Consider the following 18,468-nt stretch of genomic DNA (forward strand, 5'->3'; position numbering starts at 1 on the left):
ATGACCCTTGGACCAACCATGTAGCGATTCTCCACTGTGTTAGTAAACCTTTGGACCTACCAATGTAACCCCCTATCGTGTGAATTACTGCTCAAAGTATAACAAATTCATGCTCCAATCACAGGCTATGAGTAGTCGTAGGAACTGGGAAGAATCCCCCAACTCCGGGTTTGCGGTCCGCAATGCGAACTTGGCTTGCAGCGAGCACATCAGCATGATTCACAAGTCGATGACGATTGGCAGGTTGGAGGGGCTATACCGTTCGGTGCAGGTACTCGCATTAGCGAACTTAACTCCGTCAGACTCTCTTACGGCAAAGCCATACGACTCGTGAATATGGCCGCAAATGTGTGCTTTGAGTTCGTTCAATTCCTGAATGCGGTTGGCGAGGGCATGGCAACCTACATGGGCCCGCTCCGAAGGAACATAATCAAAGACGTTAAATGCAGGCCCATGACTGATGAGCACGTTTGTGTCGTCAGGCACACGTTGTAGGCGACCTCTCAATTCGCCCTCTCGGGCGTTGAAAGCCATCCACCGGTAGATGGGCTGCCATGGAAACCCATAGAAATTTAGGTTGCCGATGCGCGTTGCTTCTCCGCGAAGGTAGGTTACGCCATGCTCCGTGCACATTTCGCGCGATGGCTTTGGGTATATTTCAAAGCAGTAATCGTGATTGCCGGCGATCAGAATCTTATGTTGATGCGGCAGGGTCCCGAACCACTCAGTGAAATGGCTTAGGGCAGCTAAAGAGCCAGTGCCTGTGCAGTCTCCAGCATGAATCAACACATCACCGTCGGGAATCTCCGGCATTTGCTCGTGCAAGCTGTGCGTATCAGAGATGCATATCAGTCTCATATGACGCGACTCATTGTTTCGATGGCGACAGTGAACGACAAGCCCTTTTATAAAGGTTGAGTAGCCAATTTGTTCGGCCGTTGCCAGCTTTCCGTGGACTTCTGAAGTCTGCTCGAAGTGTGTGACGAACCCTTTCGAGAGCCGATGTAGAATATCGTGATTCGATTAAATCACTAAAAAGGTCTGGGTAGGCAGCCGAATACCGGCTTTGGGCCCAAAATCGCTTTATAGTCGAGAGCTTTCGATACATCACGGGACTGGCGCAAGCATCTTGATAGAGATAACTTGCAAAAAGAAATGTAGGCGCATTCCCGGAAATCCTTACAGAAAAAATTGATTTATCCTTCACCCAAGAGGGTTTAAAGTCGTAAAAATCAAGGGACGCGAGCAATTGATCGCGACATTCCGCATTGACTGAAAACGTGGCGGAAGCCTGAATCAGGTTGTGCGTAAACCCTCCGTCTCCCTCAAAAAAGCCTCGCAGAAAGTGCCAGAACAACGGATCGTCGGGCCTCACTCTTTCGGGAAAGCCATGGCCAATTCTATGTTTATTTTTTGGTAGCCCAAGGCGTACGAGATGGCTATAAAAGGATTTACGCGCAATGCTGATGCTCGACACCGGGCCGCCATGACGGCCTGTGGAATGGCCAACTCTTACTAGGCTAGGACCCTTGGAGTCCATGGTCAGACTATCTGAGACAGCTCGCAGGTAATTGCGATCTTTATCCGAGAGGGCGACTGTAATTTGGCCCACGCTCGATGCAGAGCCGTCCGCCCATATTAACCCATATAAATGAGCGTTGATCATGTTCCATTCGGTAAGATCCCGGTAGTAGAGGTGCAGCTTTTGGCCAAATTCAGGAGGAGCTTCAATGTGGTGGAAAGTAAAAAGTCCTTTGAGCTTCGTTACTGGTATAGAGTGTTTTTTCGCTAATTCCTGGGCGGAAAAGCCCTGCTTGTAGTCGTCAAGGAGTGGCTCCCAAATTGCCTTCGTCTTGTTGTGGCAGCGCGTTTGTTTGCCTACGGTTCTCAGGCGAGCATTGACGCTTTCTCTAGTAATCTTGAGTTCCTCCGCAATTTGAGACACTGCGGCAGCTCTTGTTTGACCCGAACTCACGTACAACTCGAAGTTTTCAACGACATAGTTGCTGCGAAACAGTCGCACCGATTTCAGGTTCAGTGCATGCAACCTCTTTGAGAAGTTTTTGAATGTATATGGAGTTCCGCTGGGCGTGACTAGCCCATATTTCTTGCAAAGATCCTCAATTTCACGATTTGAAGGGGTTTTGCCCGTGTAAAAATAAGAAGCTTGGTATTCTTTGTACACGTTGCTCATTAATCGTTCGGATACTTGCGATTTCATGAGACCGACTCCTCAGCGGCTGCTATGAATGCTTTCGATTACAGAAATACCTGAGACGTAATTTAAAGAAGTGAAACCCTCCTGATCGCTCCCATCTCACGACGGGTTGCGCTTTACAAAGGCAGATGCAGACGTAACTGAGAAAGCCCCCAAAGCACATCAGTGTGCTACACCCGCTGAACTCTATCTGGGCTGAAAGCCCTCTTTCCAGAGGCCGCGCTCGACAGCCTCGCAACCCTTCCGCATCCAATAGGCTTGGTCGATCCGGTCCTCCAAGCTTTGTGATGGGTCGGTCTTTTCATGCCAGTCTTCAAAGGCTAGTCGCTTAAGGAAAAGCGCCAATGCCGCGGCTGCCTCTTGGTCAATTTCGAACTGGCAAACTACTTTTTCGTAATGCTCATTCATCGATTTCACTCCCTTCGTTCAGGAGTAGCTTAAGTTCGGCTCTTGCTTGCTCGAATGTCTTTTCAACATTCAGGTCTTTAAGCTCCGGGTAATAGTTTATGTAATGGCGCTCAATAGTCTCGGTATCGCGACCGTGGCCAAGTTGTTCCCGAATTTTGATGGCACTATCTCCCTGGCAGGCCATGGAGCTTGCTTTTGTGTTTCTGGTGTTTTTAAGGGGGGGAAGGTCGGGTCGGATAGTCCCGAAGCCGAGCCTTTGCTTGGATCGGTGATACATTTTCCGAACAGAGTCAGAACCCAGCCAGATTTCCCTCTTGCCTCGGATACGGTTCAGAAAGAGTGGCCTGACGTAATCTAAACGATCGCCGGCTCTACTTTTAACCATCAATGTTTGTAAGGGGTCTCCGTCGGTTCGCCGGATCTGTTCTCGCAGAATTTCTACGGCAATAGGGGATAATTCCAGGTCCCTTGTATCCATCGTTTTTGTGCGTTTCCAGTAGATTTTGGACCTGGTTTTAGGAATTTTCGTTCGACCTTTCTTGCGTAACACCTCCTTCTCTTCCAGAGTCAGATCGACTTTTTCGGTCACCAATCCCCGCCTTATTTTTAGCCGGGGATCTTCACGGTCTGAAAAGTTCACGTCGCTTTGCCTGGTCCGAACGTCGCTCATGCACCGGTACTGCCTGTACAGGTCGTCGCTCGTACAAATTGCGATAGCCTCCGACACACGACACCCAGTCAAACACAGAATCGCGAACAGATTGGCCCCATCAGGGCATTCGTTCAGGTACATGTCTTTGTAAAGCTCGATCATTGCTTCATGGCTGAAAACTTCCTGACGCTCCGCCTCGACAACTTGCCGCTCGAACGCCAGCCATGGCTGTCCTTCGATATACCCTTCCCGGGAAGCCCACTGAAGAAGCTGTGTTACTACTGAAATAAGATTTCTGATGGTTTTCGTTGACCGCATGCTTCCATCCGCTCTTCTTGATTCCCAAGACCGCTGTAAGTCACGTATCGCTTTCTCTGTTATGTCCTGAGATGAAAGATCGTGGAGTGATGAGCAGCGGCGACCTCTGAGCGTTGCAATATACTCGTGCAGTGTTTTCGGACTCATTCGTCCCTGGTCGGTTCGCGGAAGCTTGGTCTTCTTATAGCCGTTTACCAGCTGGAAATAGGGGATGTTTTTTGATTGAGCTTGCTGCACTGACTTTTTCGCATACGCGGAATCAGGCAAAAGCGAACAATAGAGTTCATGGGTAAACGTGCCATTGGATAGACTCCTGAACACCACGTTCCGGATTGAGATCACCTGCTCAAGGTTTGCGACGGAGCCGTCGTTTGGGATGTTGGTCGCGGCCTTTTGTCTTTTCGACTCACCGGGTGGCGGGTTCGGATGTGTAAACTCAATTCTGAAATACTTTCGGGAATAGTCGATATTGGACAGGTCGTAACCTGCAAAAAGGGATGGGGGGTTTTTGGACATGGGTGCTCCTCGTCATCAGGTGAATTGACGAGAAGTATAAGCTTGATCCCGCGTCCGTCAACGGGATATAGTCTTCAAAACCTCATTATCTTGGTAAATTTATCGTTTGTCAATCCTTTTTGGTTTACGGATATCAGAAAATTTAAATACAGGTGTTTTCCTATGCATCTGAAATAAAAGCGAAAAATTTCCGAATATTGATTTTTCTATATTTCTTCGGAAAAACAGCAATTTTTGTAACAAAATGTAATCTGTAGGCAGTCTCATGGAAAGAGTTGGAAAGAATGGTCTTCAATTGCCGGAATTCGGCTCCCTTCGGTTAGTGGATATCAACTTTGCGGAATGGGGGGCGTACCTGGCGGGCCTGCGCGCTATGGATTCCCTCGCTAAAGCAAGGGGTGAATATGTTGAGGTCACTGATCTCAAGGACAAAAGGTCCGGTCCAGCGGTGTCATTCCGCGTCACGAATCAAGGCCGGGAAATCCATGAAGACTCGGATTACGAGGCTGTCTTTGAGAAATCTGTGAACTTGGAAAGAGTGGCGGTTATCAAGTCAGAGGTTGGTTCTAAACAGTTTGTTATCGCCCTAGACATTGAAGGTACTCTGATTTCCAACGGAATGAGTCAACTCCCTCGGCCTGGGTTGCGTGGTTTTCTGGAAAAACTAAGCTCATTGGATGTCGAGATCGTGGTTTACAGCACGCTCCCCATTAACGTTATCGACGAATTTCTCTCAAATCTCAGCAATGATGGCGAAATCCCACTTTGGTTTCTGAATTGTCGGAGAGTGCCCTGGCAAGGAGGGTGTAAGTCAATTCGTGATGTCGAAGAGTCAGACGAAAACCGTATTACGATGCTTGTGGACGACTACGAGGGCTATGTGTGTCCAGGAGAGGAGGACTACTGGATTGAGGTGCCTACGTTTTCGCCGCCATACCGGGAAAGTGGCAAAGTGCTCCAGAATGTCCTCCAAAGAATCGAGGCGGTGCTTTCGGGACTTCGAGGGGTGTAAAAACGGTTTCGCTTTCATATAGAAACACACAGATTTTTACACTCTTTGCCCGCTGCGCGGAAAATGCCATCCCAGAAAAGCGTAAGACTATAAGTTTTTTAGTATTGATTGGTTTTGGCTACGAATTTAAGATCGTGCAAAATTTGCCAAAACATTGAAAAAATCAAAATTCAAACTTGTCCTCTCAAGATTTCATCCGGAAGAGGGGGCCTACCAAAATCAACTTTCTATTGTTTCTGAAGCCGAATTTGAGGGTGAGGCAAGGGCATTCAGGTTGGATTGCCCAAAGTCGAGACTGTTGCTGATTACTGACCCAGCTCATGTATTCGCTGATATCCGGCTTGCCGCAGACCTTCGTGCCAGCCTTCTGGTTGATGGAAAAATAAGAAGTCCAAGAAGGGCAAGTGGGGCTTATTACTCTCTTAGGCTTAGGTATGCTGACTCCCGAGAAGCCCTTAAACAGGCTTTTGGCGACTATTCTGATCACCTGCTTGATCGGATGCCTTCAACGATTGGGTATGAAAAAGCCAGATCAAAGCTCTGTCATGCGTTGAGTCGGGTGTCACCGGCGCTGAGTGTTGAGGTTAAAGACGTTTTTTTATCTCGATTTGAAAACGCATGGAGCCAAAAGAAACGCAATGTAACGCTTCTGATTAGTGTGGATCGGCTTAACCCCGCTATTGAGAGCGTGATTACCGACCCAGTAATTTTTCAGGAAATGTTGAGCCGAGTCCCAGGGGTTTACGTTATAGCTGCACCTATGGGGTGGGGGAAAACTAGCAGGATCGTGCTGCCTCTTTTCGAGGAGTTGAAAGGGCGCAACGCTTTGCCGGTTCTGGCCGTTCCGAGGCAGTCTCATCTCTACCCTTACCTGTGCAAAGCTGAGCACTATCAAAACTGGTGGAATGCCCGTGAAAAAACGGATGGCGGGCTAATGACTGTGACCAACTCTCTTTTCCTGAGTCGCAGGTTCCATGCGGTGAGAGACAGCACACAAGCGATCGTCTTTGACGAATACGAGCTTATTCGATCACATCATGCTGGGGCGGCTATTGGCAGAGGTTCGTTTATTGATCGTGCCAATGTACACGCGGCAGAGGAGCGACTGGTCCGAACAATCCTTGATGAGAGGCAGGGGACAGTCCTTTTCGTTGACGCCCTGCTCTCAGACGCAACTGTATCGCACATATCGAGGATTACCGGAAGGAAGGTCTCTCTGTTTCAACCCAAGACTTCTCTGCATGTCGGCAATCTGTTCGTTTACGACTCCCGGGAAATTATCGTAGGCCGAATAAAGCGGATGCTGAAGGACAACAAAAATATCGCTGTAATCTCGGATATCGCTCATAAAGAACCTACGAATGACAAGCTCCAGGCACTTCATGAGAGCCTTTCAAAGTGTTGTAGGGACGAGGGTTTGCTGCTGGATGCGAGAAAATTTTCTGAATTCAATGATTCTGGCGAACTGGGCAAACTTGACTCCATTCTCGAAAAACACCAGCTGGTTACGATCTCACCGGTTTTGAGCACTGCTGCCAGCCTGACTACAAAGCATTTTGAGGCCGTCTTTGTAATAGCTTCGGGGGCCATGCCTCCTAATGAGCTGCTTCAATGTTTCAGGCGTTTCAGGGCTGTGCCAGATGTCCACCTATCAATGCCTGCCAAATTGAAGACCGTATTTCGAAGTGAGGAACAGCTTTTGTACGAAGAGTGTGCCTGGATGCCTGCGTGTGAAGCATTCAGATTCAAGTCAATAGATGAGATTCGGGAGTTGCCCGGGGTTCAGGGCCTTTTGCAGCGAAAGTTCCAGGAGCAGTCTTTGAGGCTGAATTACCGGAATAATATCTTGATCATGGCCGAGTCTCTTGGTTACCGAGTTGTTCACGTCGGCGGCAGGAAAGCTGCTTTGAATGAGGAAGATGCGGAATCGCAGCTCATTGTAGATGAGCGTAATGCTGAAAAGGTGGTTACTGCACGAAGAATTCGTTCGTATGAAGCCGACAAGCTTACTCAAGGGCGTATGGTGCTCTCTGATGAATCTCGGTTTGAGGTGCGGTCATTCGAACTTCGGCAGGTGTTCGGCGAGGCACTTTCCGTTCAATTGGTGCTTGACGACTGCAATGGAAAGTTGCGTCGTCGGATAAAAGTATTCGGCAGCTTATTTACCGAAGATCTTGATTCTGAACCCCTCGGGTTCAGGCTGAAGGTTCGGATTCTTGAAAAGCTTTGCCAGTTCTTGAGATTTGACCCTCTGCATGTGACCTTCACACCGCTCCCAAGCGGTCAGTCTGCTACAAAAATTGGATTCCTGCCAACAGATGCTGATGACTTCAGGTCTTGGCTTGACGGTGACTCTCTGGAGTTTCCCGACTGTAAATTTAATTGTATGGAAGCCTTCAAAGTCGCTTTTCCTCAATTCGATGAGCCGCCGAAGTCATCAGTGACGCTTGCCAAAAAGCTTCTTCAAGAGGAACTCGGGTTTTGCGTGGAGAAAAGTGCGAGCCGAGCACGCATTGAAGGTAAAGACTATTGGGCTTACAGGGTGTCCAAAACTGATATCCAAAAAAAGTATTCACAGTATTTTAGATTTAAATGATTTTGTATTTGGTTATTTCAACCGTAAGGTTGGTCAATAAATAGATATCATTTTTGTGCTGATATATTATATAAATAGAGGGCAAATATTGCGGGCCAGCTATGTTTTGTGGGCCCGGAAAACCTTGATTAGGTTTTCCGACCCCTCAAAACTCTGGGTGCTCAAACCCTATAGGGTTCTGCGCTTTTCAATAATAAAAATAATAAATAAAGGTGAAATATGGAAAGTGGTAAAAAGAAAAATAATGAGACTGATGACACTTCAAATACAACCGTTGGCCGTCCGCCAAAAGATCCCGTCAACCTCAAGTCAGTAACAATAAAACTCCGTCTTACCCCCTCTGAAGCGGCAGAGATAAGAGATCAGGCAAGTCTTTCAGGCTATAAGCAAGTTGCACCGTTCATTGTGCGGACTTTCATGAGCAAAGGTGCGGGCGTGACAATTTACCTGAATCCATGCGATCTCTTCATGCTAGGCCAGCTTGGAAATAATGTTAATCAAATAGCGAAAAAAATAAATTCAGGCTGTTGTATTGAGCGGTCCTGGGTTGATGAAATATCACATGCGAAGATGATAATTCAGAACTTTTATCTTGATTTAAACTCTCTTCTCGCAGACCGAGAAGTTCGAAGACTGAATCGATGATACATAAGAAGAAAGAGTTCTCTCACGATGCATTCAATAGACTCAATTATGCTGCTGGTGGCAAAGGGCACGAACATAAAATAAACGGTCTGGTTTTTGTCCAAGGAACCATGACATCCGAGCTGAAGTTTATTGAATCGGACCTGCCAGAACAACATGAGCCTGTGCGGGGTGATACCTCTACCGTTCCTTCAGGTGTGAGCGGCAATGTGGAGAAATGTGGTTCGTCGGAAGGGATTGTAGGCGTGGATTTCTCGGACCTTCAAAACGAATTTGAGGCTGTTGCGGGCATGCATTGCGGGAAAGGAGAAAAGCTTTTTGGCCACTACGTCATCAGCCTTGCGGAAGGGGAGAGTCTGACATCTGATGAATGGGGTCGAGCCATGCGGGAATATCTGTCTGTCATGGGATATGACGAGACAACAAAGTTTTGCGGCTTCAAACACGCTGATTCTAAATGTGAGCATCTGCATATCCTGACTTGCCGGGTCCAACTCAAACCGGGAGGGCCGCTGGTTGACGACTCGAATGATTATGAGAAGGGCATGCAAGCGATGAGAGTGCTTGAACGTAAGCTTGGGCTAAAGGTCGTTCCAAATCCTCATGAAACTTGGGGAGTCGACTGGAATAAAAGCGACTTCAAACACTGGGGAGGATCTCGCGAAAAAGTAAACGAGGCTGAGAATTCGGGGCGGAGAAGCGATTGGGCGTCTGTAATCAGGGGGCGCATGGCAAAAATCTTGGAAAAGAATAAGCCACGCAATATGACGGAGTTTGCCCAGGCGACGAAAGCGTCTGGTATCAGTATTAAAATCCGAACCAACAGAAATGATGAGCCCGAGGGCATAAGCTATAGCGTTGAAGGCTCAGGAGTCTGGATTGCGGGCTCAAAAGTTAAGGCTGCAAGACTGACTTGGCAGAACCTCATTAAAAGAGAAGGTATCAGCTACGATCCTCACAAGCACAATCTTTCCCTTGGCCTTGCTCCGAGGCCTGAAACGTTGGTTCGTGTGGATGCTTTTCAGGTTTTGAATAAACGGCAGGCCTATGTTATCGAGCGCACGAAACTGCCGGTTCGTCTCTACCGCCACGGAGATAGGTATTATGCCGGGTTTGGCTTCGAGCAATTACTGAAAACAGGAAAGGAAAGATACGAAGAGATGATCCGTGACCAGCTAATTCAGCTCGTCCTCTATATACTGGAGCTGCTGTTTGGGTGTAGGCAGGGGAGGGCTGGTGAGCCTTTACTGACAAACGATATGGATATTCCCAGTGGCCTGGAGGTCGTAAAAGATGATGTTGGGGATGAGGCTTGGCTGATTCAGCTAGCCGATGATAAGAGGTCTTCACCGAAGGTGAGGAATGAGCTTGGCGAAAATTTGTCTGAGGAGATTTTGAAGATTCACGAAGAGTGGGTCAGCCCAAGAACGGAGCGAACCAGGTCGAAGGATAACGACCAGGAATACGAGTCCACGTACCTTCCTCAGTAACCTTTTCCAACTATCTTTGTGCCGTGTGATGGCGTGTTTTGTAAGCGTCCGCCCATCACACCTTGTCAGGTACAGGCGGTTCCAATATCGGTACGCAAAGTGTTACGAATTTTCGTACAGTCGCAAGTTACCCAAGAAAAACCAGCCCGCAGAGTGGCTTTAAATGGCACTTCTTATCCGCAGCGTTTGATAACGATGACGCCGTTTTCGATCGACAACTCGACCTCGGCTCCGATTTCTAGCTCTGCCCGATTCAGAATTTCAGGCGGGATCACAATTAATAATTCATCACCATCGGCTTCAACTGTTGTCTGCATGCCTCCTCCTCGAATCCGCTTTTTCGGCCTGGCTCTTCTTGTCAGGTATAGTCTGCTTCCAGTTAAGGGGCAACAACTCGTCGATGGCGTTGTTCTTCTGCGTCGGCAAGCGCCTGGCTTAAGATGGGATTACCAGCCGCTTACCGTGCTTTTATCCCTCAGCTGAAGAGTTACCGTGCTCCGTATCACGTGCTTCTGAGGTGTCGTTGTACATGAAGAGAAGTCTGACGCCCCGATTAAAGAGGGGGGTGGATAGGCTACTTGTCATAATCTGCAACCTAAAAAGATTGAAAAAAATAATTAAAACAGAAAGTTATGGACTTTTATCGGTGTAGCGATATACTTGAATTCAAGGCTGAGGGATATGATTTACCCAGTCTTCATTTACCGCCCTGTGGGCGGTTTGGAAAGATCAAATCGGGCGTTGAAGGTTACATACTTCTGTTTCGATTTTTATTTTTGACCGCCTAGTGGGCGGCTTTGAAAAACCATCTCTGATTTTGAATGCTACATCATTTCAATGTCAGTTGATGTTGTTAACCGCCCAGTGGGCGGCTTCGCTCAAGGATGAGCGCTCCCCTGCAAGCACTTTTTGCAAAAAGAGGTGAGTGCCCGCGTAATTCCCGCCGCAGCGAACGAGCAATCGATGGTGAAACCGTTAGTCGACCAAGAAATAAGCATCAGCGAGTTCCGGCGAAGTCCCACCAGACATTTTGAAAACTCCCCTGTGGCTGTGCTATCACGTGGTCGACCGAGAGGCTACCTCCTCAGCGTGGACCATTTTGAAGTGATGCTTGCGGCTATTGCCGAGTGCGAGGATCCTGTAAAGCTTAAGGAAAAACTCGGTCTTTCTGACGCTTGGTTGGATAAGATTGTTACAAAGGACGGTGAGTCCTAGTACATTGAAGTTGAATGGATTTCAGGGCAGTAGCAGGGGGCATGGTCAGAAACAGCCTTATTGTGGTGGGAGTGCACGAGATTCCGGATCTCATTCGTAAATTTCTGCGAAAAGAGCTTCGCTTTTCAGCCATTCGAATAGTTCCACCAGCTTCTCAGACTGTGTCTGACTCGATTTTCCTCTGATCGAGCACTCCCAGACAATGCATACCCTCCATCCCAAGTCGGCCAGTTGCGCTTGGTTTCGTTGGTCTCTGTTTATATTCGCATTGATTTTTTCCTTCCAAAACTCCTCACGGGTCTTTGGCCATTTGAAGAGGGAGCAGCCGTGGCCATGCCAAAAGCAGCCGTTGACAAATATGGCTGCTCGATACTTTGGTAGAACAATATCCGGTTTTCCAGGAAGGTTCTTTCTATGCAGCCTGAATCGATATCCTTCTTGGTGTAGAGCGGACCGCACCATAATCTCAGGTTTCGTATTTTTCCCTTTGATTTTCGACATCATTCTGGAGCGGGTAGCTGAGTCGACGATGTCAGTCATGAAGCACCCCTGGTTTTGTTGGGCGGTGGTGGTATCCTAACCGCTTTACTTCGGAAAATTGGGTCGAAATGAGTTCTAACATATTGATAGTTGACCTTTTTGCTGGGCCGGGCGGGCTTGGAGAAGGATTCTCATCGTTTGCTGATTCCGGGCATCGACCCTTCAAGCTCGCAGCCTCGGTTGAGCGAGACGCCAGTGCGCATAAAACGCTAACGCTTCGAGCTTTTTTTCGCCAGTTCGATCGGGCTCCCGAGGAATACTATGACTACGTGAGGTCTGGGAATCCGGAGCTTAGACAGGAACTGTTCAGCCAATTCAAGGCTGAAAGCGAGGCGGCAGAAGCTGAGACTTTGGGTGGTCCCAGGACGCTGGGTGACGAAAAACATCACAAAGAAATCGTACGCAGAGTAAAAAGGGCCACTCGTGACCATGATGGGGCGAAGGTCGTTATTGGCGGCCCTCCCTGTCAGGCATACAGTGTTGTAGGGAGAGCCCGCAACAAGGGTATAGATGGCTATACCCCTGAGACTGACGGAAGACATTTTCTGTACAAGGAGTATCTTGAGATCCTGGATGAGGTGCAGCCGGAAGTTTTTGTTATGGAAAACGTTCGCGGCATCCTCAGTGCAAAAATCCACGGAAAGCTGATCTTCGATGCCATACTCAAGGATTTGAAAAATCCCGGGAAAGTCGTTGGCGACTTACAAGGTTCTGAGTATGAGATCTTTTCTCTTGTCGCGCCCCTTCCTGAGGCAGACGCTCTTGGTGACCGTTCGTACTCCTCAAGCGCTGACTATCTCATAAGGGCCGAGGAATATGGGGTGCCTCAAACCCGGCATCGAGTAATTCTTCTGGGTGTTCGCAGAGATGTTCTGAAGAGGCAGTCGCCGTCTGTAGTGCTGCCGGAGGTTGGGCCAGGTCTCACAACTCAAGATGCCATTGGAGACCTTCCGCAGCTGCGGAGCGGCCTTACGAAAGTGGCCAATACGTTCGACGCCTGGCGTGAGAACCTGCGACAGGCAGCTGAAGCAGTCCGCCGTGAGTTGCTGGCAAAAGGGTATGACTTACCCGAAGGGTTTCCATTGAATGGAGCTGCGTCCTCGGAGCTTTCTCAAGGCGGAAATTTCGTAAGCTCTACAAGTAAGGATACAGGGCTTATCGAAAGCAATCCGTTAGCAAATTGGTTTTCAGATCCACGCCTGCACGGATGTCTTAACCACAATGCACGTAGTCATATGCCGGCAGATATTTTTCGTTATCTGTTTGCCAGCTCATTCGCGATGCTGAATTCAGGTGCTTCACCAACAGCAAAGGATTTTCCGGAATCGCTCGTTCCGGCCCACAGGAACTGGAAGTCGGGGCATTTTGTAGACCGGTTCAAGGTCCAGGCTCGAACGCGCACCCCCAGCACCGTAACCAGTCACATAGCAAAGGATGGTCACTACTTCATCCATTATGACCCTTCGCAGTGTCGAAGCCTCACAGTACGAGAAGCTGCAAGAATCCAGACATTTCCAGACAATTATTACTTTGAGGGGAACCGGACTGAGCAATATGTTCAAGTCGGTAACGCTGTGCCGCCCTTGCTGGCGAGAAAAATTGCGGGTGTTGTCTATGATTTGCTGAGGTCCTGACAGTTAGGTAGGGTGATAAGCAAATCGGGCGTTTCTTCAGTGCGAACAAAAGTGTTTTTAAGCGCCCAACTTGGAAGGCGGATATATGGATCGTATACCCTTAGCCCCGGAGGCTGGGCCTTTTCTGGATAGTTTGCGAAGCATTGGATATTCGCTGGATTCAGCAGTAGCAGATGTAATCGACAACTCGATTTCCGCTGGAGCCTCACAAATAGACATCTTCGCTGATTGGGGCAACGGTTCTCCGAGGCTTGCGATTAAGGATGATGGGAAAGGGATGTCGCCTGGGGAGCTGGCAGATGCTATGCGGTTAGGTGGCCTGAGTTCGAAGGCCACTCGATCCAAGACAGACTTGGGTCGATTTGGGCTCGGTCTTAAAACGGCGTCTTTTTCTCAATGCAAAAACCTGTCAGTCATATCGCGTAATCATCCTGGGACTGAGTGGTATGGCCTAAGATGGAATCTGTCGCTGGTCGAGAAGGAAAACATCTGGGCGGTGGAGGTTTTACCAGAGGACCATTGCAAACAGATTCTGGAAGAAATCGACTACCTGTTTGAGGCTGGTACTGCTGTAGTTTGGGATGATTTGGATCGGGTCATGGATTCGACATCCGTCAATGCTCAGACGTTTTTTGAGAAGCGCATAGTAGAGGTTAAAGAGCATCTTGGTTTGACGTTTCATCGTTTTGTATCTGGCGACGAAGTGAAGCGTGTAAAGATGTCCGTAAATGATAATGCCGTTTCTCCAATGGATCCCTTCGGTGTCCGCCCACCCCAAGAGGCCCCTGCTTCCACGCTTCTTTCCGACGAACAACTTCGAGTAAGTAACCACCGAATCAGGGTGAGAAGCTACCTCCTACCTCACCCCTCAAAGCTAAGTCATAGCCACTTGAACTCGATATCGAAGAATGGCGATTACCACTCGGGTCAAGGCCTGTACGTCTATCGTGCGGGACGGCTGATCCTCCACGGTGGATGGCAAAGGCTGATCAAGACATCAGAAGCAAACAAGCTGGCTCGGGTACAAGTTGATTTTGACAATGACTCTGACGAACTTTGGAGTCTCGACGTTAAGAAATCCCGAGTGGAGCTGCCCGCGACGCTTCGGGACCAGCTAAAACGTGTCGTTCGAAACGTGTGCCAGAAATCGAACTCGACGTTCACCAAGAGGGCCAGGATGCCCTCGCTGGATCTTCACCCGATATGGGAGCGGGTCTACGACCGGGATAGAAACCAGATTCGCTATCGAATTGACCGGCATCATTCATTAGTAAAGGGTTTGCTGGGAAAGTCAGCAAGGACGCCGGCTGAAGCAGCTTTGCTGTCTCTGATAGAGGAATCCTTGCCAGTCGAACTGATAAAAAACGACCTCTCCTCTGACGATATTAAAGTTGGCCATTCTGATGATGAGGCCGAGTTGCAGGAGATGGTCGCGAGTCTACTGAATGCCGGTATTGATGATGAGATCATTGCAAACTCGATCGCGAGCGATAGTAATTTTGGCTTCTCTTATGAGGCGATCAAAAAATTAATTGGACGAGTCGAGAGCGGGGAACATGAGTAAGAATGCAAAAAAAATAGAGATGGTTGCCACTCAGATAGAAAAGGACTCCCATGACCTCCCCGGCGATGTCACCAAGGATTGGCTGGACGAGCAGCTGTCCGAATTTGCTGAAGACCTTAACCTTGATGAACAGACTGTAGAAGAGATCGAAGCCGAGGTGCGAAGGAGGATTGCAATCACCGTTGGCGAAGCCTCAATTCTCATTGACCCGGAAGACCAGAAAGAGTGGCTTACCGAGGACAGAATTGCAGATACAGAATGGAAGTTCTGGAACCGATATGCCGACTATTTCAATACGAAGGGGATACCCGGCAATGTTCTCAGGCGAACCCATTCAGACACCAACCGTATCCTGGGGCTCATAGGCGACCCCCTCTCAGAGAGGCCCTTTCGTCGTCGAGGTATGGTAATTGGCGACGTTCAAGCCGGAAAAACCAACAACTACACTGCCCTTATAAATAAAGCGGCAGACGTAGGGTACAAGCTGATCATAGTCCTTACCGGCACCATTGAAGATCTCAGGCAGCAAACGCAGGAACGGCTCGACGAGGACTTTGTCGGAAGCATCTCACACGCGGGAAGTGGTGGTAAGGACGCTCAAACAAGAACCATTGGCGTGGGGCGCAAGGTCGGAGCTGAGTTGCCATTCTGTATTACCGATCAGAACGACGATATCAAAAAGAATCCCCGCTACAGAATATTAGGAATCAATGGCCCCATTCTGGCAGTGACGAAGAAGAACAAATTCATGCTTGAACGCCTAGTTCACTGGTTAAGATCAGACGTGAATAGCAATGAAAAAATGATCTCAGAGCCAGTACTTCTGATTGATGATGAGGCCGATAATGCCTCGGTAAATACTGGTGAGGCCGATGAGGATCCGAAAACAATAAATCGGCTTATCAGGGAAGTGATCCATTCGTGTAAAAAAATAAGTTACGTCGCTTACACGGCCACTCCGTTTGCCAATATTTTTATACATCCCGATTCAGAGGGTGACACCTCTGATACTGATGATCTGTTCCCAAAAGATTTTCTTGTGGCTCTCGAGCCGCCAAATAATTACTGCGGGGCGAGGTTTTTCTTCAGGAACGACGATCGATCAGAAAAAATTTGTGAAGTTATCAATGATGCGGATGAGCATTTGCCTCTGGTACACAGACCGGGAACCGCTGTTGAATCGATTCCAGAGTCACTCAAGGAGGCCATCAGGGTTTTTCTTCTCGCGAGCGCAGTGAAAGACATTCGGCGGAAGAAAGGTGTTATTAAAAAGATCCATGACTCGATGCTAATTAATATGTCTAGGCTGACATCTGTGCAGTCGGACATTTCACCGCATGTTGATGCATACCTTGATGAGATATGGGGGGCAATCCAACTCTACATACGCAAGCCGATGCCTCAGGAGAGGTCGTCGAATCTGGCTGCTCTATTCGATGATTGGAACCGGCATTATTCGGATCTCGATGGGCAAGAGTCTTGGCGTGAGGTCTGTGACGCTCTTGGCGACATGAAAAAGCCGGTTGTTGTCACAGTGCATAGTAAGTCTGGTGACTCTCTCATCTATGAGGACGGTGGGCCGGAAAAACAGATAGCTGTGGGCGGTCTGAAGCTCAGCCGAGGTCTTACCTTGGAGGGCCTTGTCGTGAGTTACTTCTACCGTCGCTCGGTGATGTACGACAGTCTTATGCAAATGGGCCGCTGGTATGGCTACCGGGATCATTACCAGGATCTTTTGAAGCTCTGGATTACCAGCGAGTCGTTGGATTGGTATGCCCATATTTCGGAGGCCTCAGACAATCTCAGAGAGCAGGCAGCTGAGATGCAGAAGAAGCGAATGACGCCCCGGGAGTTCGGCCTTCGCGTTCAGGCTTCTCCCGATGCACTTATGGTTACCGCACCGAACAAGATGCGAACGGCGACGACGATGACAACAAGGATGCGGTTCGACGATCGATTACTTCAGACAGATTGCGTCTACTCTGATTCAGGGAGAATTGAGGATAATTTAAAGGAATTCGTCAAGTTCTTGGATTCGATCAAAGACCGAAGGATTCCGGAATCAGACTTGCCGGAAGTGCATCGGCAACATGTAGGGTTCGGCAACGTGCCTGCGTCTGCCGTAATAGACTGTTTGAATAAGCTGGCGAATCATCCGAGTTGTGGCTTCTGGTCAGAAAACGATCTTTTTATTAAGTTTTTAAAAGAGGGCGCGAGTGAGGAATTTCCTTTCTGGGACGTATTTGTATACCAGCCCAAACAGGAGCGTGAGGGATATTGGGATGAGTTTGGAAGCTGGACGTTCAAGAAAATCATGCGGTCTGTTGTCAAGGATGATCCGAAGAACCCCAAGAATCAAGATGAGCTGAGGCTGAGCCGGAAACGAAATAAGAATATTGTGGATCCTGGCGTAGAAGCATTCGGTCTCAAAAAAACCGAGTACGAATCGGCTCTCAATGAAAATGGAAAACTCCCCGATGCTGCTGCGAGGCATACTCCCAACAAGAAACCGGTGTTGATCTTTCATGTCATCAACGCCTGTGAATTTGACGAGAGTGGGGAGAACAGAGTCAGAGAAACTACGGTACTTGGCTGGGCAATATCCATTCCTCCGCTCGCGGCACCACAGCCGGACGTACTCTGGAGTGTAAACATTGATTGGTTCCAGAAATATGGAGCTGAGATTACCGTGGAAGCAGAGGTATGAGTGTTGCTGAAGTGCCCTGGAGTCGACTTGAAAAACCTCAATCAGGAATGCTCAATACGCTCTCCGTTGGCGGGGAGAGCGTAAACCGTTGGTTTTGGATAAAAACCAGGAACGGTGAATATGGTCTTGCCATGCGAGTCTCTAAAAAAGATGAGAATAGCATTGAAGGTGCAGACCTTAGTTCGACTAAAAGACTCAAGGGGCTAAAGATTGGGGATAAAGGGTCGGTCTACATCGGTGTAGTAATTGGAGAATCTGAGCTGGCAACCGTGTTTTACCGGCTTTGTCTCGACCTGATTGATAGTTGTTCAAAGCTACGAGATCCCAATGAAACCCATGCAATCCTCCGACGGAGAGTAAGATCCTGGCAAAGGCTTTTTGAGTCCGGAGTAAATCGGCTTTCTTTGCAGCAGTGTCTTGGCCTGGTGTCGGAGCTGTCCTTCCTCCGAGACCACTGGTTGTTGAGGCAGAATGGGAATGGAATTCATGGCTGGTTGGGGCCGTTAGGCAGATCACAGGACTTCCTTAGCGAAAATGAGTCCTTGGCCGTTGAGGTCAAGGCCTACAGCCCTGATGACAGAACGATAAAGATTTCCTCTATTCAGCAATTGGAGTGCACACAGGATCTTTACCTGGCTTGTTATCCATGCACTTTGAGCACTGAAATGAAAGGGACTAGCCTCCCCGAAATTATTGATACCGTGCGTGACAAGCTGGCTGAAAAACAGGAGCCGTTCCTCGATGAGCTGCTCTTGGCTTATGGGTATGTGGAAGAGCCGTACTATCAATCGATGAGTTTTGTTGTGGGGGAGCCGACTTTTTACCGTGTCCATTCCAAGTTCCCGAGAATCACCCCCTCGACTGTGTCCGCAGCTATAACAAAAGCGCAATACGTAATTGATCTTGAGCAGATATCTGTTTTCCGGTGCGAGCCTGGTTCCTTCTGAGGTAGT

Annotated in this window: 14 protein-coding genes; 8 read left to right on the forward strand and 6 right to left on the reverse strand. The window is 48.6% G+C overall.

From position 1 onward, the window contains the following. Positions 1 to 219 precede the first annotated feature (219 nt). The 4 genes from CFB02_RS17530 to CFB02_RS17545 all read right to left on the reverse strand — a co-directional run bounded on the left by CFB02_RS17530 (position 220) and on the right by CFB02_RS17545 (position 4,112). Positions 220 to 858 (reverse strand): metallophosphatase domain-containing protein, encoded by a 639-nt coding sequence (locus tag CFB02_RS17530; RefSeq protein ID WP_088559034.1) that lies wholly within the window; start codon positions 856 to 858, stop codon positions 220 to 222. A gap of 10 nt (positions 859 to 868) precedes the next feature. Next, the gene (locus CFB02_RS17535; RefSeq protein ID WP_088559035.1) at positions 869 to 2,221 is read right to left on the reverse strand and encodes a hypothetical protein; all 1,353 of its coding nucleotides are present in this window, start codon (positions 2,219 to 2,221) and stop codon (positions 869 to 871) included. A gap of 183 nt (positions 2,222 to 2,404) precedes the next feature. Beyond that, positions 2,405 to 2,626, reverse strand: coding sequence for a hypothetical protein (locus tag CFB02_RS17540; RefSeq protein WP_088559036.1), 222 nt, complete (start codon positions 2,624 to 2,626; stop codon positions 2,405 to 2,407). Next, positions 2,619 to 4,112, reverse strand: a complete 1,494-nt coding sequence (locus tag CFB02_RS17545; RefSeq protein ID WP_088559037.1) for a tyrosine-type recombinase/integrase — start codon at positions 4,110 to 4,112, stop codon at positions 2,619 to 2,621. Before CFB02_RS17545 ends, CFB02_RS17540 begins: the two co-directional genes overlap by 8 nt. A gap of 265 nt (positions 4,113 to 4,377) precedes the next feature. Here CFB02_RS17545 and CFB02_RS17550 point away from each other — a divergent pair, with 265 nt between their 5' ends. The 4 genes from CFB02_RS17550 (at position 4,378) to CFB02_RS17565 (ending at position 9,855) form a co-directional block, all read left to right on the forward strand. Continuing rightward, on the forward strand, positions 4,378 to 5,124 hold the full coding sequence (locus CFB02_RS17550) for an NIF family HAD-type phosphatase (RefSeq protein ID WP_088559038.1): 747 nt from the start codon (positions 4,378 to 4,380) through the stop codon (positions 5,122 to 5,124). A gap of 154 nt (positions 5,125 to 5,278) precedes the next feature. Continuing rightward, positions 5,279 to 7,720, forward strand: a complete 2,442-nt coding sequence (locus CFB02_RS17555) for a hypothetical protein (RefSeq protein WP_088559039.1) — start codon at positions 5,279 to 5,281, stop codon at positions 7,718 to 7,720. 219 nt (positions 7,721 to 7,939) lie between these two features. Continuing rightward, positions 7,940 to 8,365, forward strand: coding sequence for a plasmid mobilization protein (locus CFB02_RS17560; RefSeq protein WP_088559040.1), 426 nt, complete (start codon positions 7,940 to 7,942; stop codon positions 8,363 to 8,365). Beyond that, positions 8,362 to 9,855 (forward strand): relaxase/mobilization nuclease domain-containing protein, encoded by a 1,494-nt coding sequence (locus CFB02_RS17565; RefSeq protein ID WP_088559041.1) that lies wholly within the window; start codon positions 8,362 to 8,364, stop codon positions 9,853 to 9,855. Before CFB02_RS17560 ends, CFB02_RS17565 begins: the two co-directional genes overlap by 4 nt. A 173-nt stretch (positions 9,856 to 10,028) precedes the next feature. Here the strand turns inward: CFB02_RS17565 and CFB02_RS18120 are convergent, their stop codons facing one another. Beyond that, positions 10,029 to 10,172: an AbrB/MazE/SpoVT family DNA-binding domain-containing protein gene (locus CFB02_RS18120; RefSeq protein WP_157677822.1), complete on the reverse strand. Its 144-nt coding sequence runs from the start codon at positions 10,170 to 10,172 to the stop codon at positions 10,029 to 10,031. Positions 10,173 to 11,160: 988 nt separating this feature from the next. Further along, positions 11,161 to 11,610, reverse strand: a complete 450-nt coding sequence (locus CFB02_RS17575; protein WP_088559043.1) for a very short patch repair endonuclease — start codon at positions 11,608 to 11,610, stop codon at positions 11,161 to 11,163. 68 nt (positions 11,611 to 11,678) lie between these two features. Here CFB02_RS17575 and CFB02_RS17580 point away from each other — a divergent pair, with 68 nt between their 5' ends. From CFB02_RS17580 to CFB02_RS17595, 4 genes are all read left to right on the forward strand, one after another. Continuing rightward, on the forward strand, positions 11,679 to 13,244 hold the full coding sequence (locus tag CFB02_RS17580; RefSeq protein ID WP_088559044.1) for a DNA cytosine methyltransferase: 1,566 nt from the start codon (positions 11,679 to 11,681) through the stop codon (positions 13,242 to 13,244). 85 nt (positions 13,245 to 13,329) lie between these two features. Beyond that, a complete protein-coding gene (locus CFB02_RS17585) occupies positions 13,330 to 14,808 on the forward strand; it encodes an ATP-binding protein (RefSeq protein ID WP_088559045.1) in 1,479 nt (492 codons plus the stop codon). Continuing rightward, the gene (locus CFB02_RS17590; protein ID WP_088559046.1) at positions 14,801 to 17,515 is read left to right on the forward strand and encodes a Z1 domain-containing protein; all 2,715 of its coding nucleotides are present in this window, start codon (positions 14,801 to 14,803) and stop codon (positions 17,513 to 17,515) included. Before CFB02_RS17585 ends, CFB02_RS17590 begins: the two co-directional genes overlap by 8 nt. After that, a complete protein-coding gene (locus tag CFB02_RS17595; protein WP_088559047.1) occupies positions 17,512 to 18,462 on the forward strand; it encodes a PD-(D/E)XK motif protein in 951 nt (316 codons plus the stop codon). Before CFB02_RS17590 ends, CFB02_RS17595 begins: the two co-directional genes overlap by 4 nt. Positions 18,463 to 18,468 lie beyond the last annotated feature (6 nt).

Origin of the sequence: Marinobacter sp. es.042 (assembly GCF_900188315.1) — a bacterium.
Lineage (GTDB): Bacteria > Pseudomonadota > Gammaproteobacteria > Pseudomonadales > Oleiphilaceae > Marinobacter.